The sequence below is a fragment of the Streptomyces sp. DSM 40868 genome (genome assembly GCF_011820545.1).
Classification (GTDB): Bacteria; Actinomycetota; Actinomycetes; order Streptomycetales; family Streptomycetaceae; genus Streptomyces; species Streptomyces eurythermus.
This window is the reverse complement of the sequence record NZ_CP050504.1, coordinates 9173159-9195693: the sequence shown is the minus strand read 5'-3', so window position 1 is coordinate 9195693 and position 22535 is coordinate 9173159. Positions and strand designations below refer to the sequence as shown.

Below are 22535 nucleotides of genomic sequence, written 5' to 3'. Positions count from 1 at the left end.
CGGCACGCGCTCCGCGCGTCCCGCCAAACGCAGCGCATCCGGCCCGCGTTGCGGGCCGGGGCCGGCCTCCGGCCGCCCCGGTGGCCTCCGCTGCGCTCCAGCCACCTGACACAGCGCCAACTGGTCCCACGTCGCCCGCCATTGTCGGGGTGCGCCACGCTCCGCGCGGCCCGCCCACGGGCCTACGGCCCGAGCAGCAGCAAGGGGAGGGGGCGGTGAGTGAGTCACGCGGCTGCCTGTCCGTCACCGCACCAGAAACCAAACGGTCATCCCCACAAGCCACGCGATACTGATGACGCCTAAGGCAAGGACAAGGCAGCAACTTCGCCGCTCTCCCTTGTCTTTGTCGTACATGTTGCTGAACCTGACATCGTCGGGACTGGAACCAGGCCATCCGGACATGCTGCGCCTCCTGCGGTCGCCTTATGCAACGCCAGGATCCCCACCGGAGCGGTAGATATGCCACGCGCCGTCAGGCGGCTTCAACGTGAGCCCATGACGCTCTTACAGTTTGACTGAGCTTACGCGGACTATCTCTAAGCACCTGCGCTTCAATCTGAAGTATCAGATAGACTCTGGACTCAGATAGCAGCACCCTTGAGGCAGAAGGATCGGTATTCGATCACGCTCCTCTGTTATTGATCTTGAGGCGGTGACCGGGTGCCGGTGAGATTCACCGTAGCCGATTACACGTCTTCTACGTGAAGGTTTCCCGTTTCCTGCCGCGTGATGCAACAGGCGCGGCCCGCAGGATAAGGCAGATCGGAATGGCAGTGAAGGAACTCCGTCCCCACCAGCGAGAAGCTGTGGACGGGGTGCTGCGGGCCCTTGAATTGCCTGCAGGATCCACTGTGTCAGAGCGGGGGCTGCGGACGCAGGTGGTCATGGCGACCGGATCGGGTAAGACCCTCGTCGCCGCGCGCAGCGCGGAGGAACTCCGTGCAGGCCGCGTGCTGGTGCTCGTCCCTTCGCTGGATCTGCTCGCCCAGACCGAGGCCGCGTGGCGCGAAACAGGCCGCACCGGCCCGGTGATCGGGGTGTCGTCCCTACGGGGAGAGGAGGTGTCCTTCCCCAACACCACGGACGTGAACGAGCTGGTCGACTGGGTGCGTCCCTTCGACAAGGTCACCGTGTTCGCCACGTACGCCTCCCTCGGGCTCGGCACCCTGGAGCGCGCACACACCGCTGGCCTTCCGGGCTGGGACCTGATCGTGGTCGACGAGGCACACCGTACTTCGGGACGGATCGGCAAGCCGTGGGCGGTCGTCCACGACAACACCCGCATCCCCGCCCTGCGCCGCCTGTACATGACCGCCACACCCCGCCTGTGGCAGCTGGACGAGGACTCCGAGGGCGCGCCGGGCGAGCTGGTGGCGAGCATGGAAGACGACCCGGACAGTCCCTTCGGCAGCAGGGCGTACACGCTGACCTTGTCGGAGGCGATCGACCGGGGAATTTGTGCCCCCTACCAGGTGGTGTGTGTGGACATCACCGACACCCAGCTCCAGGCCGCGCAGCTCCTGGGCGCCGAAAGTCGTTCGGACGAGGTCCGCGGGGCCCGGCTCGCCGCGCTCCAGACCGCGCTCCTCAAGGCGTCGGCCGAGGAAGGCTTTAGGCGCACGCTCGTCTTCCACCACGTGGTGAAGGAGGCCGAGGCGTTCGCGGCCGGTCTCCCCGATGTCGCTGCGCAGCTGCACGCTGCGGACCCCGAGCTGTACCCGCGCACGATCTGGGCGGACTGGCTGTGTGGCGACCACAAGCCGGGCCATCGGCGCCGGGTGCTGGGCGAGTTCGCGTCCGGGATCGCCACGGACGGCACGGTGGTGGAGAAGAGCTTCCTCGGCTCGGTGAAGGTCCTCGGGGAGGGCGTCGACACCAAGAACTGCGACTCCGTCTACTGGGCCGACGTGCGCGGCTCGATGCCCGACCTCGTCCAGGCCGTCGGCCGCGCGCTGCGTATGCAGCCGGGCGAGGGCAAGGTCGCCTCGCTCGTGGTGCCGGTCCTGCTCGGGCCGGGCGAGACGGCGGACAACATGCTCACGTCGCGGGCGTTCGGGGGGCTGGCGAAGCTGCTGGAGGCGCTCCGGGCTCACGACGCCCGCGTGGTGGAGGCTCTGGCGCAGCAGCAGGCGCCAAGCCGTGTCAGGGGTGTTCAGAGCCGCAGGGAGGGCCAGGAAGGCGGTGGCGAGGGGGAAGGGTCCGGCCCGTCGATGTCCGCTCGGCAGCTGCTGAAGTTCTCCACGCCGCGTGACCCGGCGCAGCTGGCCGCGTTCATCAACCTGCGCGTCCTCAACCCGGAGCATGAGCACTGGCGGCGCGGCATCGAGGCGGCCGTCATCTACGTTCGCGAGCATGGCGACCTGAAGGTGCCGTTCACGTACCGGGTGCCCGGCTGCGACGACCAGGCGGCAGAGGCCGAAGGGTGGCCGGCCTCGCTCGCCGGGTTCCCCCTTGGGCAATGGATCGCCGACGCCAGGAGATTCTACACCCGCGGCGATATGGACGAGGACCGCGTCCAGCAGTTGGAGAAGTTGGGCATGGTCTGGAGCCACTTCGACGTCGCGTGGGAGGAGGGTCTGGCCGCCGCGCGTGGGTGGGCGGCCGAGGCGGGCCACCTCCTGGCGCCGCTGGACGCCACCTTCCAGGGTTACCGGGTGGGCATCTGGTTGAAGAACGCCAGGGCCGCGGCCCGGAAGGCTGCCGAGATCGAGCAGCGGCGGGCCGAAGGTCTGCCGGTGGAGTCGGCGGCCGGGGCGCTGTCTGAGGAGCGGCGCGAGCAGCTGGAGGAGATCGACCCGTCGTGGTGCCCGGCCTGGCCGGTGGAGTGGCAGCGCGCCTTCCATCTGGTCCGGCTGCACCTCAAGGCCGGCGGCACGCTGCCGATGGAGCCGGGCGAGGTCGTGCACCAGGGCGAGGACCTTGGCCGGTGGGTCCGGTCGGTCCGGCTCGGCTGGGACAAGCTCACCACCGTGCAGCAGTGGATGTGCGAGCACATCCTCGGGATCACACCCGCGAGCGAGGACGAGAAGCCCAGGCCGCGCCGTACGCAGGCCGAGAAGTGGGCGATGAACTACGAGGCTGCCAAGCAGTTCTACGAGCGCGAGGGACACCTGCAGGTCCCGAGGCAGCACGTCGAACGGATCGCCGTCGGCGGCGATGGGAAGGGCGGCAGCGGCGACGACCAGGAGGTTCGGGAGCTTCGGCTCGGAGCATGGATCGGGAATCAGCGCAGCCGAGCCGCGACGCTGTCCCCGGAGCGGGTGGAACTCCTGTCCGCAATCGGCATGCGATGGACTTGATGGACGTCGTCGTCACCGCGGCCGCCGCGCTCGCAGCCGGTGATCTGCTCGGACGGCTGCGTCCGTGGCGGCGCCCGGGCGACTGGCCGGCCGATCAGGCCCGCTTCACCGGGGCGTGGGCCCGGGGCGGCGCCGGGCGGCAGGCCATCGTCATCCTGGTCCACGCCGTCACCGCGCCGCACACCAGCTGGCACATCATGCGCACCCCAGCCACCCAGACGCTAGCGCCGAAGCCCGTACGCGATCCGGACCGGGTCGCCAACCCCACCCGGGCAGACAAGGAAGGCACCGCGTGAGCACCGAGCAGCACGACGCGACGCGTACGGCCAGGAGCTGGCCCGCATCAGCCACCACCAGCACGAGGCCACCGAGGCGCGGTTCACCGTGTTCCAGGCCCTGGCCGCCGTCGGAATCGGACACGAGCAGGCCGACGACATCGTGTCGAAGCTGGAGGCTGGGGCGGTGGCCGGCGCCCACACCTGGATCTCCGAGAGCAGCGCCCCGCACGGATCCGAGCAGCTCTTCCAGGACGGCTGGCACGCAGGAGTCCGCGATGTCGCCACCTACCTGCTGCGCATCGCCGACACCACCGCCGCCACCGGGCGCGGCCGCGCCGCCTCCAGCGCCACGTTGGTCGCCCGCCTCCAGCAGCCCGCCTCCCCCGCCCCGCAGAAGGCTTCGGTGGAGGACCCAGGCCCGGCTCTGACACTGGACGCGAAGGACGTCCTGGTGGCCGCGGAACGCTTCCCGTGGGCCCTTGGCCGCACCGGGCGAGCGGCACTGGCCGGACGGGGCGTTCCTGGACGTCGCGCTGAGCGCGGTGCGCACCGAGGAACGCCAGGGGTACATCGAGCGCCTGGAGGCTTTCGTGGAGCAGCACCGCGCACGCCTGGAGGAGCTGCTACACGCGTACGGGCCGGGCAACAGGCCCGCCTCGCACGGCCGGTAACGCGCTGAGACGACCTCGATCTCGCGTGGGGAGACCGCGCATCCGCCTCAGCCCGGACCCAGCAGAGGGGCCGGACAGGGTGATCCTGTCCGGCCCCTCTGTCGTCGGTCAGCCGAAGTCGAACGTCTCCTGGGAGAAGTCGGTCGGCGCCGGGGTGGGCGAGGGCGCCGGCGGGCCGTCCGGGCGGGCAGCCTTCCAGCGTTCGGCCAGCTCGTCCTTCCAGCCCTTCGGCGGAGGCCACGGCACGCCCCAAGCGGCGAGCTGGTCTCGCTTCCAACCGCCGGCAGGCGTGCGAGCGGCTTCGATCTCTTCGGGTGAGGGCAGGTACGTCATGGATGGTGAGCGTTCCGTGTTCAAGAGTTGTCCCGCAATGCGGTGACGAAAGACCGAGAGGTCAGATGCCTTGCTCAGAGGGAGCCACCCCTCGGGCATGGGAGAGCTCGCAAGCAAGGGAGGTTGAGCGCCGACGGGCGCGTAGTACATCTCGGCACGTTCTTCCCACACGGTCGACTTCAAGGCGACCTGCTCGTCGAACACTTCCTGTCGAAGTTTCAGCATCCCGGCTTCGTTCAGTGCCCGGACAAAATTAAGGAGTTCGATTGTGCCGACCATCGCCCAGGCCACCAGGGGCACAGCGGCGCGAAACCGATCGCGCAGTCCGAAGATGTCGCCTTCCTTGCGTCGCTGGGGATCGTGATGCACCACGTCTCCGTAGATCCAGGCCATGGCCAGCCCATGCGCATCGAGGTCACGCTCTTCGCCCGTGGACGTGTCAGCGACCATGACCCAATAGCCGGATTCGTCGCGCGTGGAGGGGCTTACCCGTGTCCGCCACTCAGCGCGTGCGGAACGTATCCACGCCGCATCTTGTGGCGCTGCTCGACAGGTGTAGCCCAGAGCTGAGAGCGCCTTCATGTGAAAGCAGTCCTCCTGCTCCAGCAGAATTGGCCTGATACGCGCTGCCGCAGACTCGACCACTTCCTCGGGCGGGAGCTCGTACGAGATCCGGACCTCGCTGCGGTCGACACGGACGTTGATGCTCATGCGGGTCAGCTCGACAAGGGCGTCCCAGTCGGCGGCCAGCGAGTGCTCCTCCACCCTGCGGGCCCTCAACACAAAGGCTTCCAGCAAGCGCTGGTGCTTCTCGTCAAGAGTCTCCGTCTGCCCGCGGCTCACGCTTCCCCCTCGCATCGATCGCTTCCAGCATGACGTGCCTTCTCCGTCGTATCCATCCAATTCGCCGGGCTGGTCCGTGCCAGGAGGAGAAGCGCTGCTGGTCGGGAGGCGTGCCCAGCTCAGCGGCGCAGGCGCGAGAGCCAGCCGGTGGCCTTCTGCTCCGGCACGGCCGGCTCCTGCTCCTCGCGCGTCGCGTCCGGCCAGGCTTCCTCCCAGTCGGTCCCGTGTCGCTGGTCGCAGTCCCCGCACAGGGTCGGACGGGCCTCCGGAGGGAGGGCGTCCCAGCCGGTGCACCCCACCGCTTGCCACCGCTCGTACGTGAACGCTGCCTTGCACTCGGTGCGGCGAGGTCGGCGGGCGTAGCGCATGAGGGCATGCTGTATGGATCTCCGGGCCTCAGCTCTTGCCGACCCCGCTCAAGAACAACTCTTCGAACCGCTGATACTCGCGGCGCAGGCTGCCCTCCCCTGTGTAGGCGGCGTGTGTTGCAAGGAAGAGACGCGGTCCCGCCCAAGCACCGTTCGACCACAATTGGATCAACCATGCCGGAGCTGTGCCGATGTCCTGGGACAGTTCAACCCACACCGCCGTGTCGGCAGCATGCTCGCCGTGAGCCATCGACGAGCCGCTCGTCCAGGCGTACCCCTCGATGCCGATACGGCGCTCAAGGTTCTCGCTGAGCCAGTCAATCGAAAGGGGTGTGATCTCGGAGGTGCGACGGCCCCTCTTCACAGGCCAGCCCCGGTCCTTGGCGTAAGCCAAGATGTCGCTGATGTCCTTCGCAGGATCGCGGTTGGTCCCGTGCGCGTCATCCACATCGGCGTCGTTCTCAACGAGCTGGTTGGCATCGGTATCGCCGCCTAGCATTTTCCTGAGACGGATACCTGCCGAGAGTCGTGCGAGGCGACGCGTCAGGGCACGTTGCAGGCGCTCGTCAGTGCTGATGGTCGGGTCGATTACCGCTGTGGCCCACAGACACGCCTCGAAGACGCCACGCGCGACCGAGACCGCGCCCATCAGCGATTTCTCTGCACGAAGCAGGACGGCGAAACCCCGAAGCTGATCGGCGGCGCTGAGGATGTTGACCGCTGATTCATACCGGAGAACCGTTGCGGCTGGTTCGGCGCGGTCACCGAGCATGACGTCCGGGACCTTCATGTCCTCTCGCGCCGGGCTCTTACGCTTCGATTTCCAAGGCTTGAGGCCCAGTTGCGTGAAACCGTCGGCTATTTCGTCGACCGCTGCCGCAAGCGCGTCGCGACGCGCATGTGCCTCCTGCCTGCCTTGGCGCAGCTGGACGAGGATATCCATCGCCCACGCCTCGCTGTCCTTGCTCGTATCGCCTTCGCTTGTCACACGCCACACCCTGCCAGACGGCTCCGACCAAGAAGTAGCGCTTTCCGTCCCGTGCTCCTTCGCGGCGACCGCTACAGGGTGGTGGACTCCTGGTTCAGCTACGACCACCACGGCGACTTCGATAACGGCCTGCACATCTTCCTCGAACCGGTCACTGAGGAAGACGACCGGCTCCGGCACCTCGCCCCCGACTACTTCCGGCAAGAGCCCGACGCCTGAGCACCGCAACCACAAGGCGCCCCTCCACCCGGCCCGGGGAGGGGCGCCTTATTAACGCCTCACGAAATCCTGGTCCGGCTGCGGGCCCGGGTGGCCGTGGTCGGCGCCATGGCAGCTACTCGTCCTTACGGTCCATCCGTTCGGCCTAGCGGCTGCCGCTGGCAGCCCGGTCCGGTTGCCTTACCTGCGGAAGCGGGAGAGCCAGGTGCCGCCGGCCTTCTGCTCGGGCACGGCCTGGTCGTGCTCCTGGTGCTCGGGCACGGCCTGCTCGGCTTGGCGTTCGGCGGTGATGGCGCGCTGCTTGCAGTCGTCGCACAGGTGCGGGTGAGTCTCGCATGGGGCGTCCCACCCGGCGGGCTCGATGGCCTTCCACCGTTCGTCGGTGAACCGGGTGCCGCAGCCGGCGCACACGGGACGGCGGGCCTCCCGCTCGGCCCTGTGCTGTGCGGCGATGCGGCGCAGCTCCTCCTGGTGCTCCCGCTGGCGGGCGGCGTACTCGGCCTGCTTGCGGGCGTCGTGGGCTTCGCGGCGCGGGTTGCCAATCGCCTCGAGGAGGGGCTGGTTGTACGGCCGGCGAAGCGCCGAAAGACCGCCCCGGCCGGGCCATGCTCCTTCAGCTGCTTCGTGCCGGTGACCACGATGGGCAGCTTGCCGTCGTACATGTGGAAGCCGTCGTAGGCGGTGCCCTGCCAGTGCCGCTGGGTCAGCTCGGCCAGCTGCGCGACGACGGTGTTGGGGTTGCGCGGGCCGACGCGGTTGAAGACGAGCAGCAGCGGCGGGTGCGGCTGATCGCCGTGGCGTCCGTCGGGCACCCACCATCGGGTGCGCCACATCGGCCGCTCACGGCCGTCGACGTCCTTCACCTTCCGCTGGCAGAACCGCATGTACTTGTCGACCTTCGCGGCAAGGACCTACGCCGACTCGAAGCAATTGTCGATCACCACAAACAGCAGCGGCACCCCGTCCTCGGGCACGGTGATGACGATGTCCGCCTGGGCGCCGCCCCTGCCCGGGTTGGACAGGTGCCGGTCGCGGGCAACGCCACCTCGGTCGCATAGGAGGCGATGGTGCCCAACCCAGCGGGCGCATCCACGGCAGCCTGCGCGGCGGAGAGGACGTCGGCCGGCTCGCTGGCGAGCTGGGGCAGGTCCGGCTTCGGGCGCAGCAGGGCGAGCACGGCCTCGTTGACCGTCATCGGGTGCAAGGCGCCGGTGCGGCCGCGCGGGCCGGGTCGCCCATCTCCCCCACCGGCCGCCCGAGCTGAAGGATCGGTGCACGACGATCGGCGCGCTACTCACGCCTTCCAGCGTGCCCCGATCCGGGCTGGTGGGCGAGTCGGCCCGGAACGGTTGGGGAGTGTCGCCGGTCCAGTCCCAGCGGTCCGGGTCCCCGGGGCGCGGGTCGTACAGAGCACGGCAGGAAAGAGGGCTTCTGCGGCCGTACCCGTACGCAATCCGGCCTGACTCGAACGCTGTGCGCGGTCAGCAACACACAGGGCCCGTTATACGCGGGGAGCCCGCGGCAGGTCACAGAGGGTTCGGGCGGTTCACCGCTTCTCAGCGCAGGCCCTGCAGTTCGCGCAGCCCGTAGTCGGGCGGCAGCCATCCCCGCTTTCTGCGGTCGATGGTCTTTTGGGTGTGCGGTGGAGGGTGGGGGCAGCCTTGCATCAGGTCCGGCATCTCGCTGGCCCAGGAGAGCCGGTAGTGCGCGGCGCACACGGGCCAGAGGGTGTTTGCGGGTTCCTTCGGGCGCGGGGCCGGGCCACGTTTGGTTCGGCGTCGCTTGGGGCGGGGCGGTTGGGGTGGGCGCAATTTGCAGCTCTCAGCGAAGTCTGTCAGGGATGGCAGTCCTGCACTGCCCAACGGATCGCTGAACAGAGGCCCGTCGGTGCCGGTCTCGATGCTCCAGGCGAGTGCGGCGGCCCTCAGCAGGGGGCGGGCCCAGTCGGGGACCGGGTGGGTCATGCAGCCCTGGCGGAGGCCGTGGTCGTGGAGCGTGATGGTCGAGGTGTCCGGGCCCAGGTCGCGGGCATGTGCGGTGTTGAGTTGGGTGGTGGAAGCCGCGGTGAACGTCGCTGTGGCGAGCTGGGCTGCTAGGTGGGGGTGGGCTGAGGCGCGGTGGAGGCGCCAGGCGACTTCCGCTTCGGTGACCGGCGGCATCACTGGTGGGAAGAAGTCCCGGTCCGTTGCCGTCGGTGCTGCGCAGTGGCACGGGCCGGTGGCCTCGTCGAAGGCTTTGAGGGTAGTCAGGGCGGGCAGGCTGATCCATCGGTTCGCCAGCGGCCGCGCTGCGGGGAGCGGGGACAGGGGGGCTGATTCGGTCTCGGGGAGCAGGGCGGATGCCTCGGCGATGTGGTGTTCCACCTGCCGTAGTTCGCGTTCCAGGAAGGGCCTCATCTTCCGGCGGTGGCAGACAAGGGTCAGGCGGATGCCGGTGCGCCGGCGCAGGGTGAGGAGGTCTTTGAAGCGGTGCGGGGTGAGGAGGTGGGCGCGCAGCAGGGTCAGGTGGGTGATGGAGGTGGCGAGGATCCAGGCGGCGGCGAGCGACCAGGCCGGGGCCGGATCGGCCGGTCGGTAGCCCGTCAGGGGGACGGGCTTGCCCAGGGCGGCGAGGATGTCGTAGGCGAGTGCGAGGGCGGCGTCCACGCCGGGAGTGGGGTGGACGGTGAGGCGCCCGTGATGTGGGGCGTGGGAGGCAAGGGCCGCCCGGGTGTGGACCACGTCGTCGTGTGGGTCGATGATCACCGTGACCGGTGGCGGGTTCGGGCAGTCCAGCATCAGGCCGCCCGGCGGTGGCTCAGCTTGCTGTAGGCCCAGCGCAGCAGTTCCTCATCCACGCAGGCCCGCCCGGTCTCTTTCATCCCCACGGTGAGGTGGTGGGTGATCTTCGCCCAGGCCCGGAAGTTCCCGTGGGCCGCTTCCCGGTCGCACAAGGCGACCAATTCAGGGTCCGCGTCCATCCAAGCAGGGTGGAAGGCCGGGACGACGGCCAGGACCTCGTCCAGCGGCATGCGGTCGATCTCCTGCCACGCGTAGACGCGGGACTCCAGCATCGGCTCGCTCTGCAGCATCTCGAAGCAGCCGTTCCCGCCGGTGAAGATGATGGTGAGGTCGGAGTCGGAGTCGTCCCACAGGTAGCGCAGGTACTCGAAGCAGAGTTTCGACAGCCACTGAGCTTCGTCGCAGACCAGGACATGCGGTTCTTGAAGGGCGCCGCGCAGCGTCCGGTCGAACTCGATCGGCTGCGCCGGCGGTCGGCCTTGCAGGCCGAGGGCGTGGAACAGTTCGTGACGGAGGTCGCGGGTGGAGGGCCGGGCCCGGAACTGGATCCGGCGTGTGAGCTTCGGGGCGAGCTCGCGCAGGCAGGCGTTGACCGCGAAGGACTTGCCGTTGCCGGCCTGGCCGTAGATGCAGATCATCGCCTTGGCGTCGATCGCGGCCCGGATGTTCTCCCGGGCGGTGAGCAGGGCGCGGGTGGAGACGACCTGGGCGCCTGGCAGGCGCATGTAGTGGTCTTCCCGTTCCGCGGGCAGGCGGCCTCTGCGGGGCGAGGTGGGCATGCTGGTCACTCCTTGCTGCCTGGTGCGGGCCTGGCGCCGGTGGGGTCTTCCGGCGGGGCGATGTCGGCTGGGTCTGTCACCGCCGGCGCGGTGGTGTCAGGGCGGGGACGGGGCCGGGCCCAGCCCGGCGGAGGATCGCGGGGTGGGATCAGGTCCGGCAGTGCACGGGCCGCGAGGTCCACCGCCCGGGCGCGGCTGATCTCCTCGTGGGCCTGCTGCTCGGTGACCGACCGCCGCGGATGGGGCGCGGCAGGGGTGGTCGTTGCGGTGTAGCGGGTCCGGCTCAGCTTCTCCGCTGCTTTGAGGTCCGCTTTGAGAGCGCGGGCCTTGCTCTCACGGACCTTGGACAGCGCGCGGCGCTGCGCGGGTGTCGCGGCCTCGGCAAGGTAGGCGCTGCCCAGGTGCCGAACAGGGGTGTCGGCGGTGAAGACCTCGATCGTTCCGTCGAAATGCGGCAGATAGCGCAGCCGTACCCTGGTGCCGACATTGCCGGCCATCCAGTCCGCGATGTAGGCGCGGCGCCGCCACGCGACCCCGTTCGTGGTGATCTTCCGGATACGGCCGTCGTCCTCCATCGCGAAGAACGCCAGTTGCTTCTCAGGCACGTCCTCGATCGGTGTCGGATCCGCCTCCCACGCTTCGCTCGGGGTCATCCCGTCCGGGACGCCGGCCGGGTGGTGCTCGGTGTTCCACCAGGCCACCCAGTCCAGCAGGACTTGGACGAAGTCCGGGTAGGACAGCAGTCCCTCCACGGGATCGGGCCGGTATGCCTGCGCGGGGCGGGCACGGCGGGTGTAGCCCGGGAGGGAGACCAGCAGCATCTGTTCCACCGCGCTGTTCAGGGCCTCCACGGTGCCCTTGCGGTAGGGCTTGTAGGCCGGCAGGTCGTGAACGGGGACCGCAAAGCCGCCCAGTGCCCTCGCAACCGCCCCCGAGAGGAAGTCCTTGCCTCGGTCCACCCGAACCCGGTCCGGCAGGCCACCGAACGGCCCGTACGGGGCGGACCGGCTGATCCCCGAACGCAGCGCGGCCAGGACGGCGTCCCGGGCCGGCTGGTGCGGTGTGACCGCTACCCCCACGATCACCTTCGACGCCACATCGATGAACCACGTCACCCACGGACACACCGCGGCCCCGTCCAGGGCGACACGGACCGGGATACGTTTGTGATCACCCTCCCAGCAGGCGTTGCGGTGCGTGGGCGGCCGTTTGCCGTAGACGTCGTAACGACGACGCGCTGCTTCACCGCCCTTCAGCCCGGCCCGCTCCCCCGCCGACAAGTCCCGGCGTACGGCGCGTTGCAGGGTCCGAAGAGAAGGCACCGAGCCCGGGTCACCGGCCGCGGCCGCTTCCGCGAGCAGTTCGCGGTGGACCGCTGACACGTTCCCACCCCACACCGCCAGACGGACACGCATATCTGGCGTCACACCGGCCCGTGACGGAGTCCGTGCGGACAGCCGCCCCTCCCGCCGGGCCACCGCCACCCAGTTCCACACCGTCCGCAGTGACACACCAAGAGACCCAGCGACCGCCCGTGCGTGCTCGGTGGCCAACTCGCCCCGGGAATCATGGGCCATCAAGCGCGCCACCGCGCCCTCACGCCCGCCGGCCGGCCAGCGCCGCGGCATGTCCTCGCCACCAGGAACCCGATCGGACACTCCTCACCCCCGGCTGCACCTCGTGCAGGTGGTGGCTGTCCGCCGTGGCCTCATCCATCCCGACACGCCGATCAGGCACACACGAACGGATGAAGCAGGCCCCCGATCCCCCATGGGGCACCGGGGCGCGGTTATGGGCGTTTCCGGTTACGTGCGAGGCGTCGGCTCGATGAGCAGTGCGTCCATGGGCTTGGTCCGATGAGGCCGCAGCACTTCCAGCCAGGTCACTCCGCTGTCCAGGAGACGCCCCATAGATCCGAAGCCGTTCCATCCCAGGTCGACGAAGCAGCGTTCAGCCTGCTGGTCCCGGCCGAACAGCCGCTGGCCGTGCAGCGTCACCGCGCTGAGGTCAACGCCTCGCTGCTCCAACGCGGCCAGGGCGCACGTCGCCGCCCGGCGCAACGGGCTCGTCTCCACCCAGCGTCGCCGTACATGCCGGACGGCTTCAGGGTCCTCGATGTCTCCGCCCAACAGCCTCAGCGGCGTGATGCTGATCTTGCCCTTCACGTGTCGGCCGAACAGCTCGATCCGCGCCGGGCGCGGCACCAGGCTCTCCAGCTCCTCGAACTCTGTCAGCATGTGGTCCCTGGGCGCCGGCCCGGCTTCCGGGTCCGCGGTCAAGGAGGCGAGGCGCTCACGGGCCAGGGAGAACGGCTCACCCTTCCGCCAGAGCAAGAACAGCTCGAAGCCCTCGTCCAGCAGGCTGCTGCGGCCACGGAACTGGAAGGAGATACCCCGGGTCCGGCCCCGCAGGGCCTGCCTCATCCCCACGTACGAGTCACGCCCGTTGATCGATGCATCCAGCGACTCGCCCAGCCAACGCCTGTCCGTGCCGTGCTCAATGACGACGTCGACATCGTTCGGCTCCAGCGCCCCACGCGCGTACGACCCGAAGACATACACCTCCTCAACCAGGCCCAGCGGCCAACCACCGTTCTCGAGCCGCGTGATCATGTCCGCCAGCAGCCGCGTCGCCCGCTCACGCTTCATCCGGCCACGCCCTCGGCATACGCGGCACGAAACTCCTGTGCCACCACGAAAACGGAACCCGGGACCGCACGCGGCTTACCGTCCTGCCACGTCCGCCCGATCACCTCCGCCGCGGCCCTCCCCCGCTGCAGCTCATACTCCTCAACCGCGGCGGCGAACTCTGCAGGAACCTCCCGCCGGTCCACCACACCCGCCACAGCAACCTGCGGGAAGGAACCCCCAAACGTCTGCAGCCTGGTCCATCCCAGGGACCGGCCGGCCTTACGCATCGCCGAGCGGATCAGAGCGACCCCGCCAAGCTCCTCCGCCTCATCAACACCGAGCCGGAGCTCGTACGACCCTCCGTACCCGCCAGCGCCCGGCGGACACGACCGACGCAGCAACGGCACCAGGACAGCAACAAGACGCTCATGACGCGGATCACCCACAAACGACGGCATCCACCGAGCGTAGCCAGACACGACACGGCCCCACCCGGCGTTTCGCCACACCCACCCACAGGAGCGACAAGCCCCCCACCCACCGAACGACACCAGCCTTCACCGGCAAAACGACACCATGGCACCGGCATCACCCCAGCCCAACACCAGTGAAAACCTATGACGCACACCCAATGCACATCACACGACGCCCATCAATCGGAAAGTCGAAATTCCGGCGTGCGGAGGTACGCAAGCCGAACGGCCCCCCAGGGCCGGGCGGCGGAACCACCCACCGGGACCGGCCACGCATCCGTGCTTTTGAACGTCACGGCCGGTACCACCCGAGACTCAGAGCCGCTGTTGCCGCCTACGGTCCGCGCGGACCCCGCAGTGCCGCAGGCGAAGCCGCGCGCGCCACCGCGGGGTGCGGGCGATACCGCTGACGCTGTTGCTGGTGGGCCGAGGCCACGGCGTGGCGGTGCTTGATCCTGACGGGCGAGATCCGGTATCACGCGCGCGCACGCTCTAGAGGTAAGAGCCGTGCGTTTCCGCAGGTCAGCGAGCCGTGTGCGGAGAGATATGTCAGCCCTGGACTGACATATCTCCGTCGGGACGTCAGGCAGTCCTGACCTATGAGCAGCGTTTCGTGGCACTAATGCCACGAAACGACTTGCGGTGCGTCAGAGGCTGCTCGTCGGTTGGTCGCCAGTCAAGGTCAGTCCTGGGCTGACGTTCGGGTGACTTTCGTGGCGGTGCTGCTGCGTTTTGGTGGCACTACTGCCACGGTTCTCCGCTAGGGTGCTGACGTCACGACGATCAAGGAGACAGCGACCCCATGAGCTCAGGGCCTCTGGACGGGAGCGCAGCACCGAAGCTGCCCGGCGCGCCGTCCCGTCGTCGGCGCCGTCCGAAGCCGCCGCCCACCGCGTACAACCGTGCCTCCGGTTCCACGATCGAGCTGCCCGCCGGCCACGCCGCCCAGGTCTTCCCGATCGGCGCCAGTACGGGCTTCATCGGTGAGGCGTTCTCCATGGACAGCCTGGAGTTCATGCGCTGGGCCGCCGTGCGGTACGACAGCGACCGATTCGTCCTGGTGGTGCTGTTCACCCTCGTGGGGTTCCAGAAGCCGGGCGGCCTGATCGAGACGACCCACGAGGACATCGCTGAAGCTCTCGGATACAGCCGGTCTCACATCAGCCGGGTCTTCAACGTCCTGGAGGCCGACGGCGCGCTGCGACGGCTCCAGCGGGGCCTGTACCAGCTGAACCCCGCCGCGTCGCTCAGGGGAGGGCTCAGGGAGCCGCGCAAGGGCGAGAAGAAGCGTTTCAAGCCGGGTATGGGCGACAGGGTGGAGCAGCTCGACCTGTTGCGCGAGATCATGGAGGACCCGGACGCGCCCGAAGCATTCCGGGCGATGGCCGCTCCGGGCGCGAGACTTGAAGTGCGCAAGGAGTCGGCTGGGGAAGGGAAGGCCACGTCATGACGTCCGCTGCCGAGGAATGGGTTCCGCGCCGCAATGTGCTGTGGGGCAGCTTCAACGGCCTCGCGTACGTACCGCGGCTTCCCCCCACCGCCTACGCCCTGCTCCTGCACATGATGACCGAGCAAGATCCCGGCGGCCTGGTCGCCGCCACGCACGATGAACTCGGCGCCGGCCTCGCCATGGAGCGCGGCATGATCAGCCGCGCCATGCAGCACCTGGTCGCCGCCCGGCTCGTCACGGTGGTTCGCCGCGGACGCTTCCAGCTCCACCCGATGATCGCCGCGTTCAGCGATCCCCGCGAGCAGCAGCGCGCCATCAAGGCCCTGCCGAAGGACATGCGGCTGGACGTCGGCGACTTCGAGGACGAGTACGAACGCCGCTTCCAGCTCCACCTGGAGGAGAAGGCCCGCAAGGCCGAGGCCAAGGCGAAGGGCAACGTCACGCCCATCACGAAGCCGCCCCGTCTCAGGCGCGTCCACTGACCCGGCCGCCCGGCCGGCCGGGTGACACGGCGCTGTACCTCACGGTGCGGCGCCGCTCTTCGTGTCCACAGCCATGGGCGATACATCGTTCCCCCAGGGGGGAAACCGCAGGTAGGAGAGCACCCTAGTGTGGTTTCAGGGCCTCTCCCCCGAGCGCACTGAACTGTACGGCCAAGAAGGACCGCCGCGTCGCGGCCCGCACCAAGGTCACCACGCCGACGGCGGCCACAACGCCGCCACCGCCGAGCACGCAAGACGAACCCACCCCGCACGAGCCGGCGGAGGACGAGGAAACCATGGCCGAGGTGATCCCGCTGGGGCTCTTCGACCCGCTTGAGGATCCCTGGAAGAGATCATGACGACGATGCCCGACAGCGGCCCGCCCGACGACTTCGGCCAGTACCTGACCGTCCTGCCCGGATGGCAGCAGTTCGTCGCGTCGACGACCAGCACCACGATGACCGTGCTGACGAAGAACGAGTACGACGCCCTGAGCAAAGAGGAAAAGTACGACTATGACGAGGACCGGCTCGACCACCATGCCCGTCTCCAGGTGGTCGCCACCTCCACCGTCCGCCGCACCGTCACCTGCGGACGTCGCCTGACCGTCCTCAACCGCGGTGCCATCAGCGCTCGCCGGGGCCTGATCGTCACCGGTCCGGCCAACACCGGCAAGACGATCGCTCTGACCCAGCTCGGCCTGGCCCACGAGCTCCAGGATCGTCGTCGGCACCCCGGGCAGGACGAGCGCATACCGGTCATCTACATCACCGTCCCGCCCGCCGCGACACCCCGCATGATCGCCGCCGAGTTCGCCCGGTTCCTCGGTCTCCCGGTCCTGCGAAGCTCCAACATCACCGACCTCACCGAAGCCGTGGTCGGCGTCTGCACCAAGGCCCGCACCGGCCTCGTCCTGGTCGACGAGATCCACAACATCTCGCTGCAGACCCGCACCGGAGCCGACGCGTCCGACACACTCAAGTACTTCTCCGAGCGGATCCCGGCAACCTTCGCCTACGCCGGCATCGACATCGAGGACAGCAGCCTCCTGACCGGAACCCGCGGCGACCAGATCGCCGCCCGCTTCACGGCAGTGGACACCCACCCCTTCCCCTACAACGCGGAATGGAAGGCCCTGGTCGCCCAGTTGGAGGCGAACCTCCTGCTGCACCAGCACAAGCCCGGCACCCTCACCCGCCTGGACAGGTTCCTGCACACCCGCACCGGCGGCATGATCGGCACCCTGTCCCACCAGCTCCGCGGGGCCGCCGTCGACGCCATCCTCACCGGCACCGAAAAGATCACCAAAGCGGGACTGCTGGCCGTCGACCTCGACATCGCCTCCCGCCGCAAGCAGCCCGGCACCGACGAATGACGTCGTCGGCCCCGGACACCGAGGTCGCCCGCCTTCCGTTCAAGGCTCGTCCACAACAGGGAGAAGGAGTCGCCTCGTTCATCACCCGCCTCGCCAAGGCGAACTACCTTCCTCCCGCTTACCTGCGGAAATACCTCGCTGAACCGCCCATGCACCGGGGCAGTCCGACCTGGCCCCGCGTTGCCGCCGCCGCTGGCCGCGACCCGGCCGAGCTCCGGCAGATCCTGAACACGGTCAACTGCGAGGAATGCGGGGCCCCCATACAGTCCAAAGCGAGCTTCGGCGTCAAGCCGCTGACCTGTTCGAGAGCCTGCCGGCAGAAGAGATACCGCAAGCGCTACCCCGCCAGCCAATGGCGCCGGGAACGCTGCTGGGTCTGCCGAAAGGTCATGGTCATGCGAATTGGGCAGCGACGCCCTCTCTGCTCGTCGGCCTGCCGACGAGCCGCCTACCTCGAACGGCAGCAGCGGCGCACGCCACAACCCGAAGCACCTTCCGGACCGGAAGCCGACGCATCACCGATCTGTTTAATCTGCGAAGTCCCCCTGCCGCCGAAAGCTGCCAAGAGCGGGCGCCGCACATGTTCTCAACGGTGCCGTCAAGCGGCATACCGCTGGCGAACAACACCGCCGCGTCCGGCTCGCCCACTGGCCCCACCCCGCAAACCGACAGCGACGCCCCCGGGGACATGCGAAGTCTGCGAGCAGCCGCTGCCTCCTGGGCGCGGGCAGTCACGACGCCGCACGTGCTCAGCCCGATGCCGCCAGCGGGCTCACCGGTGGCGCACCAATCCATCCGAAGCGCATCACGCTCAACGGGCAGCACCAACGAGTCCGAAGCGGATCTCACTGCCCGAACCTGCAGCTTCAGCCAACATGGTCGGGGCGAGGGCTGACGCCCTCGCCCCGACCCGCAAGGCGTCCCCCGGAGCCCTGTCCTGCCCAGTCTGTTCGGACCCGCTGCCCGAAGGACGCGGCGGGTCGCAACGCCAGACATGCTCCCAACGCTGCCGTCAGAAGGCATACAGACAACGCAGGGCGGCTCCGCCTCAGCAGAGGCCAGCACCGCGCGTCAGTCCAGGGTGACTCGATAGACAGTGGACTCTCTCCGTTGAAAACCTGCCCGCTCATACAAGCGGTTCGCAGCCTCTCGCGAAGGGCGCGATGTGAGATCGACGGTTCGAGCCCCTGCGTCCGCGGCCAGTCCAAGGGCCTTGTCGATCAGGACCTTGCCGACCCCATGGCCACGGGCGGCGGCATCGACCACTACGTCCTCGATGTGAGCCCGCAGGCCGGACGGCAAGGGTGACATCACCAGCGTCAACGTCCCGACGATCACGCCCTCGACACGGGCCACCAGCAACGTGTTGGTACTGGCACCCGCCAGTCTCCCCACTGCTTCATGGTCCAGGGGCTTGGCCTTGGACGACAGCTGCGGAAGGAGACGAGCGAACGCCTCCACCACTTCATCAGTCGCCTCGTGAACGACCTCAGTCTCAACGCTCATGCTCTGGAACCTATCGGCTCCTGGGAGTTGCCGATCAGCAGGCAGCGACCGTCTCGGACCGGATGACCTGAGACGACGAGCGAAGCGGGCCAGATCATCTGAGGCAGGGGACCCGCTCGACGGAGGGGCATCTACCCCTATCCGTCATCCTTCACTGACACAAATGAGCAAGTGATCGCCCTTCATTGGCGCAGAAGGTCATTGATCAGCCGTCGGTGGCAACCGATCACCGTTCACTGGCACAGGTCAGCTCGTGACGAACAGGCGGGGTGCAAGGCATGAACTCTTATGTGTCACGCTCCGCCGCTGAACCGCCCCAGGAGGGGGTTCGAGGACCTCGAAACGGACAAACGCACCCATAATTGTTGCGGCGTGACACCCTTTCAAAGGAGCGTGACGCCGGTGTCACGCTCACGCTCCGTCAGCGTGACACCGGTTGTCCTCTGGCACTGAACATGGACTCATTGCCAGGGAAGTTGGACAACCGAGATCACCGGGTCAGGACAGGTAGCTGCTGCTGTTACCTGACCCGTGCGATGTAGAGACCCTCGTGCGTGTCGACCTTGACCTTGTCGCCAGTGGCGACGAACAGCGGGACCTTGATCTCGGCTCCGGTCTCCAGGGTGGCGGGCTTGGTGCCGTCGCCCTGGGTGGGCGGCCCGGTCTCGGCGATGACCAGCTCGACCATAGAGCTGATGCTGATGGCCAGCGGGCGTTCCTTGTACAGCGTTACGTCGACCTGAGAACCATCGGTCAGGTACTTGGCGGCGTCGCCGACGACGGCGGAGTCGACCATGAGCTGCTCGCCGGTGGCCGCATCCATGAACACGAAGCCGTCGCCTTCCGGGCAGATGTACGCCATAGACCGTTCTTCGACATCGGCCAACTCGATCTTGCCGTCCGCGGCGAAGGTCTTCTCGATGACCTCGCCGGAGCCGAGCTCCCTCAGTTTGGCTCGCACGGAGGCCGGCCTCTTGCGGCGTTGGAACTCGGTGACGACGTAGGGCCTGCCGTCGACCTCCAGCTTCAGGCCCTTCCTGAAATCGTCCAAAGTAGCCACGGAAAACAACTCCTCGTTGTGTGCTGACGCGGTTCCGCTCAGACCACCGCCCCGGCGGCAGATGCACTCCGGTGCGGCTGTGGCCGTCACGACGCTGAACGCATACCCGGAGTTGCGAAACTGTCACGCTGTGTCGCGGTCAGGCATTCGGGTGACGTTTCCGACCCGACAGTCAGACGCGCGGTCACTCACCGGTCACCGATCAGCCGGTCCAACTTCGGTGGCAAGTGATCCAAATTCGCTGTCGCGGGACAGCCCGAGGGGCTGGGATGCGAAGCCCAGCCCCTCGGGCTGCCGGCCTGTTGTCATGTCCTACTTGGAGGCGTTGGACAGGCAGGTCTTGAGCTCGGTTCGAGCGGTGGGCACCGCGTCGTGGGCCGTGCGGGCGTCGGCCCGGCTCTGCTGGGCCTTGTCCTTGAGAGTGTCGTAGTCCTTGGCCGTCGTGGCCTTCCTGGCCGCAGCCGCGTCCTTCTCCACCACGCCAGCCAGGCTTTGGACGCTGATTTTCGTCTTGAAGTCCCCGCTCCGGGCTGCCGTGACGGACCGCTTCCCCGCCGCGGCAGCCTTCTCGGCCGCGTCGGCCACCCCGGCAGCGTCGTAGGCGTCCATCGCCTTCGTTGCGTCGACGGCCGCCTCGGCGGCGGTGCCTTGCTCCTTCTGCAGTTCCTTGAGCTCGGCGTCGTCCTCGCCGCGCATGCCCAGGCTTCCGATGAGAGAGTCCATGGCGTGCGAGAGGTCGTAGATGTCGCTGGTCGTCTGCTTGAGCGTCGCCCTGTCCCGTTCGGACTGGTCGAAGGCCGCCTGCGCGGCGTCGGCGTCCTTGTCCGCCGCCGCTGCCTTGTCCTCGGCATCCAGGTAGGCGAGCTGCTCCTTCGCGCAGGCCGGCGCCTCCGCCGCGTGCACAGTGGTGGCGGCCGGCGCGGCGAGCAGCAGCACAGCCGTGGCGAGGGACGCCCCCCGGGCCAGCGAACGCAACTTCATGACAACTCCAGACACGGCCCGAGGCCGTACAACAGCCCCCGGCGCATCGGAGCGCCCTGGGGCAACGATCAAAACGACCTGACAACCGGAACCCCTCGCTCATAGTTACGGCCAGGGCTGACCGGGTCCTCGATCAAGGATCAGTGGCACGCGCTCAAGGAACGAGGTCACCGGACATCTGGCGGGTTGCCGAAGGTGAGGTGATCCTAGGGCGGCCACACGCACGGTCGGCAGGCCGCGCAGTCCCCGCAGCTCACGCAGAACCGGCGCGGGACGGACGGGCAGTCGCAGATCGGGTTGTAGTCGGGGTCGCCCTCGCCGGGGTAGTACGTCTCGCCGAACGGCGGCTCGGTCCACGCGTAGACGGTGCCGTCGGCGAGCAGCTCCTCGAAGTGCCGGCCGACGGCGCTGGCGGTGTGCCAGACCGCGACGACCTCCGGCTCCTGGTCGTGGTTCACGCCCGGCTCCCCGTGGGGTCGCCCGGCTCGGCGGCGCGGGTGAGGAGCGCGGCGAGGCCGGCGGTGGCCTCGGGGTCGGCGGCGGCGAGCCGGGCCGCGACCGCCAGCTCTCCGGGCGCGGCGGCCGGGACCAGGCGGGCGAGCGCGGACAGCAGCGCGGCGTGCGCGAGGACGGGCTGCGGCAGGAGGCCGGCGGCGGCCTCGCGTGCGGCCGGGTCGGCGTAGTGCCCGCGGTGCGCGGCCAGGGCGCGGGCGAGCCAGGCGTCGACGTCGGCCTGGACGTACCACCCGGCGCGGCGGGTCAGCTCCTCGCGGACGGCTTCGTCACCTTCACGGGGCTCGGCCTGCTCCAGCATGCCCAGCTCGCGCAGCGCCTGGAGCTCGTCGGCCCGGGCGGCGATCCGCTGCGCCTCGCGTACGGCGGCTTCCCGTTCGGCGGCGGCCGCGGCCTCCGTGGCGAGCTCGGCCTGGACGACGTCGTCGGTGTCCGGGTCGTACACGGTGCCCGGCGCGGCGGCGGCGAGCAGCTGGTCGATCCGCTCCCACTCCGCCAGCTCCGCCCGGCGGCGCTCGTCGGCGGCCAGGTCCTCGTGCTGGGAGGCCTGCCGCGCGTCGAACCGGGCGTCCTCGAGGGCCGCCGCGGCGGCGGCGTCCATGCCCTTCGCCCGCCGCCGTACGACGCGCCGGCCGATGCGGGCGGGGTCGACCGGCTCCCGGGGCGCGGCGACGCGCGGGGCGAGTGGACGGTGGGCGGTGCGCCGGGGCGGCCAGGGCGTGGTCATCGTCGGCCTCGCATTCATGGTGCGGATTCGAAAGCGGGCCGCCGGTAGAGCGCTGTACGGCGGCCCGTCGGATACGTTTCTAGCATTTCTGGAATTCGGCCGGGTCAGAACCGGAACTCAATTTGCGAGACGTGTGTGAAATCTGCGCGCAGGCCGACGGCGCGGGTGCCCCATTGCGTGAAATACGACTCGGTGATGGCCTCCGCGACGATCGGATGCAGGTCTTCCTCCGTCGCACCGGCCTCCTGGAGTTCGAGGATCTGCTTCGCGTAGGTGGGTGAGATCGCGGTGGTGATGGTGCGCTCGCGGCCGTCGTCCGAGCTGCCCGTGCAGGTGAATCCGAAGTAGGCGGTGACGTCCACCATCATGCCGCTGGAGGTGGCTGCCTGGTGCCGTGCCTGTGCTCTGACCTGCGGTTGCCACTCGGATTCCGTCTCCTCCACCAGGGCGGCCCGCAGGCGCTTCTGGGGGGTCGTCAGCGTCCCGGCGCGGTAGCGCTCCACCGTGCGGCGCGAGACACCCAGACGCTCCGCCAGGGCCTTGGTCGACCCCTTCGTCCGCGTGAGAAGGAATTTCATCTGAGCCTTTGCGGATTTCGGCGCGGGCCGGGTGAACACCTTCCGCTCCGCCCGTGCGAGGGCCTCCAGAACCTTGCCGCGGCGCGGGGCCGGCTGCTGCTGCTCGTGATCGCTCATGCCGCCCAGTCCCCCACGGCGAGCCTGTGGACAGCGGCCGGTGCCCACGCAGGCCGTGCCGACCGCCGGCGTCCAGGCGCTCGTC

At 68.9% G+C, this 22535-nt stretch carries 23 protein-coding genes; 8 read left to right on the top strand and 15 right to left on the bottom strand.

All coding sequences use genetic code 11. From position 1 onward, the window contains the following. Positions 1 to 767: 767 nt before the first annotated feature. The 3 genes from HB370_RS41290 (at position 768) to HB370_RS41280 (ending at position 4248) form a co-directional block, all read left to right on the top strand. Positions 768 to 3299, top strand: coding sequence for a DEAD/DEAH box helicase (locus HB370_RS41290; protein ID WP_078637798.1), 2532 nt, complete (start codon positions 768 to 770; stop codon positions 3297 to 3299). Continuing rightward, positions 3299 to 3595, top strand: coding sequence for a hypothetical protein (locus HB370_RS41285; RefSeq protein ID WP_030793422.1), 297 nt, complete (start codon positions 3299 to 3301; stop codon positions 3593 to 3595). Before HB370_RS41290 ends, HB370_RS41285 begins: the two co-directional genes overlap by 1 nt. Positions 3596 to 4056: 461 nt before the next feature. After that, positions 4057 to 4248 (top strand): hypothetical protein, encoded by a 192-nt coding sequence (locus tag HB370_RS41280; protein ID WP_030793424.1) that lies wholly within the window; start codon positions 4057 to 4059, stop codon positions 4246 to 4248. A 108-nt stretch (positions 4249 to 4356) separates the two neighbouring features. Here HB370_RS41280 and HB370_RS41275 read toward each other — a convergent pair whose 3' ends face one another. The 3 genes from HB370_RS41275 to HB370_RS41265 all read right to left on the bottom strand — a co-directional run bounded on the left by HB370_RS41275 (position 4357) and on the right by HB370_RS41265 (position 6780). After that, positions 4357 to 5424, bottom strand: coding sequence for a hypothetical protein (locus HB370_RS41275; protein ID WP_063766464.1), 1068 nt, complete (start codon positions 5422 to 5424; stop codon positions 4357 to 4359). A gap of 119 nt (positions 5425 to 5543) precedes the next feature. After that, a complete protein-coding gene (locus tag HB370_RS41270; protein ID WP_030793427.1) occupies positions 5544 to 5792 on the bottom strand; it encodes a hypothetical protein in 249 nt (82 codons plus the stop codon). A gap of 28 nt (positions 5793 to 5820) precedes the next feature. Next, positions 5821 to 6780 carry a hypothetical protein gene (locus HB370_RS41265; RefSeq protein WP_030793429.1) on the bottom strand — a complete coding sequence of 320 codons (960 nt, stop codon included), beginning with the start codon at positions 6778 to 6780 and terminating at the stop codon, positions 5821 to 5823. 51 nt (positions 6781 to 6831) lie between these two features. Between HB370_RS41265 and HB370_RS41260 the strand changes: the two genes are divergently transcribed. Further along, a complete protein-coding gene (locus HB370_RS41260) occupies positions 6832 to 6999 on the top strand; it encodes a hypothetical protein (RefSeq protein ID WP_167512922.1) in 168 nt (55 codons plus the stop codon). A 180-nt stretch (positions 7000 to 7179) separates the two neighbouring features. Here HB370_RS41260 and HB370_RS41255 read toward each other — a convergent pair whose 3' ends face one another. Continuing rightward, entirely contained in the window at positions 7180 to 7410 is a 231-nt protein-coding gene (locus tag HB370_RS41255) for a hypothetical protein (RefSeq protein ID WP_051816165.1), read from the bottom strand. 251 nt (positions 7411 to 7661) lie between these two features. On the opposite strand from HB370_RS41255, the gene HB370_RS41250 reads away from it, so the two are divergent. Continuing rightward, positions 7662 to 8057, top strand: a complete 396-nt coding sequence (locus HB370_RS41250) for a hypothetical protein (protein WP_157855660.1) — start codon at positions 7662 to 7664, stop codon at positions 8055 to 8057. A 498-nt stretch (positions 8058 to 8555) separates the two neighbouring features. On the opposite strand, the gene HB370_RS41245 is transcribed toward HB370_RS41250, so the two are convergent. The 5 genes from HB370_RS41245 to HB370_RS41225 form a co-directional block, all read right to left on the bottom strand. After that, positions 8556 to 9776: a hypothetical protein gene (locus HB370_RS41245; protein ID WP_051816167.1), complete on the bottom strand. Its 1221-nt coding sequence runs from the start codon at positions 9774 to 9776 to the stop codon at positions 8556 to 8558. Beyond that, entirely contained in the window at positions 9776 to 10558 is a 783-nt protein-coding gene (locus HB370_RS41240) for an ATP-binding protein (RefSeq protein WP_051816168.1), read from the bottom strand. Before HB370_RS41240 ends, HB370_RS41245 begins: the two co-directional genes overlap by 1 nt. Before the next feature lie 5 nt (positions 10559 to 10563). Beyond that, positions 10564 to 11940, bottom strand: coding sequence for a transposase family protein (locus HB370_RS41235; protein WP_244405288.1), 1377 nt, complete (start codon positions 11938 to 11940; stop codon positions 10564 to 10566). Between the two features lie 423 nt (positions 11941 to 12363). Continuing rightward, positions 12364 to 13206, bottom strand: a complete 843-nt coding sequence (locus HB370_RS41230; protein WP_030793437.1) for a nucleotidyltransferase domain-containing protein — start codon at positions 13204 to 13206, stop codon at positions 12364 to 12366. Beyond that, positions 13203 to 13646 (bottom strand): hypothetical protein, encoded by a 444-nt coding sequence (locus HB370_RS41225; protein ID WP_030793440.1) that lies wholly within the window; start codon positions 13644 to 13646, stop codon positions 13203 to 13205. The genes HB370_RS41230 and HB370_RS41225 overlap by 4 nt, the downstream gene beginning before the upstream one ends. An 817-nt stretch (positions 13647 to 14463) precedes the next feature. Between HB370_RS41225 and HB370_RS41220 the strand changes: the two genes are divergently transcribed. The 3 genes from HB370_RS41220 (at position 14464) to HB370_RS41205 (ending at position 16968) form a co-directional block, all read left to right on the top strand. Beyond that, complete coding sequence (locus tag HB370_RS41220) at positions 14464 to 15111, top strand: helix-turn-helix domain-containing protein (protein ID WP_167513363.1); 648 nt, start codon at positions 14464 to 14466, stop codon at positions 15109 to 15111. Then, entirely contained in the window at positions 15108 to 15593 is a 486-nt protein-coding gene (locus HB370_RS41215; RefSeq protein WP_167513362.1) for a hypothetical protein, read from the top strand. Before HB370_RS41220 ends, HB370_RS41215 begins: the two co-directional genes overlap by 4 nt. A gap of 355 nt (positions 15594 to 15948) precedes the next feature. Further along, positions 15949 to 16968: an ATP-binding protein gene (locus HB370_RS41205; protein WP_167513361.1), complete on the top strand. Its 1020-nt coding sequence runs from the start codon at positions 15949 to 15951 to the stop codon at positions 16966 to 16968. A gap of 1071 nt (positions 16969 to 18039) precedes the next feature. Here the strand turns inward: HB370_RS41205 and HB370_RS41200 are convergent. The 6 genes from HB370_RS41200 to HB370_RS41175 form a co-directional block, all read right to left on the bottom strand. Further along, the gene (locus HB370_RS41200; RefSeq protein WP_167513360.1) at positions 18040 to 18474 is read right to left on the bottom strand and encodes a GNAT family N-acetyltransferase; all 435 of its coding nucleotides are present in this window, start codon (positions 18472 to 18474) and stop codon (positions 18040 to 18042) included. Positions 18475 to 18994: 520 nt separating this feature from the next. Continuing rightward, entirely contained in the window at positions 18995 to 19534 is a 540-nt protein-coding gene (locus tag HB370_RS41195) for an elongation factor P (RefSeq protein ID WP_167513359.1), read from the bottom strand. A gap of 312 nt (positions 19535 to 19846) precedes the next feature. Next, the gene (locus tag HB370_RS41190) at positions 19847 to 20515 is read right to left on the bottom strand and encodes a hypothetical protein (protein ID WP_167513358.1); all 669 of its coding nucleotides are present in this window, start codon (positions 20513 to 20515) and stop codon (positions 19847 to 19849) included. Between the two features lie 206 nt (positions 20516 to 20721). Then, positions 20722 to 20973 carry a hypothetical protein gene (locus HB370_RS41185; RefSeq protein ID WP_167513357.1) on the bottom strand — a complete coding sequence of 84 codons (252 nt, stop codon included), beginning with the start codon at positions 20971 to 20973 and terminating at the stop codon, positions 20722 to 20724. Beyond that, complete coding sequence (locus HB370_RS41180) at positions 20970 to 21773, bottom strand: hypothetical protein (RefSeq protein ID WP_244405981.1); 804 nt, start codon at positions 21771 to 21773, stop codon at positions 20970 to 20972. Before HB370_RS41180 ends, HB370_RS41185 begins: the two co-directional genes overlap by 4 nt. Positions 21774 to 21859: 86 nt before the next feature. After that, the gene (locus HB370_RS41175; protein WP_167513356.1) at positions 21860 to 22450 is read right to left on the bottom strand and encodes an HTH domain-containing protein; all 591 of its coding nucleotides are present in this window, start codon (positions 22448 to 22450) and stop codon (positions 21860 to 21862) included. Positions 22451 to 22535: the final 85 nt, after the last annotated feature.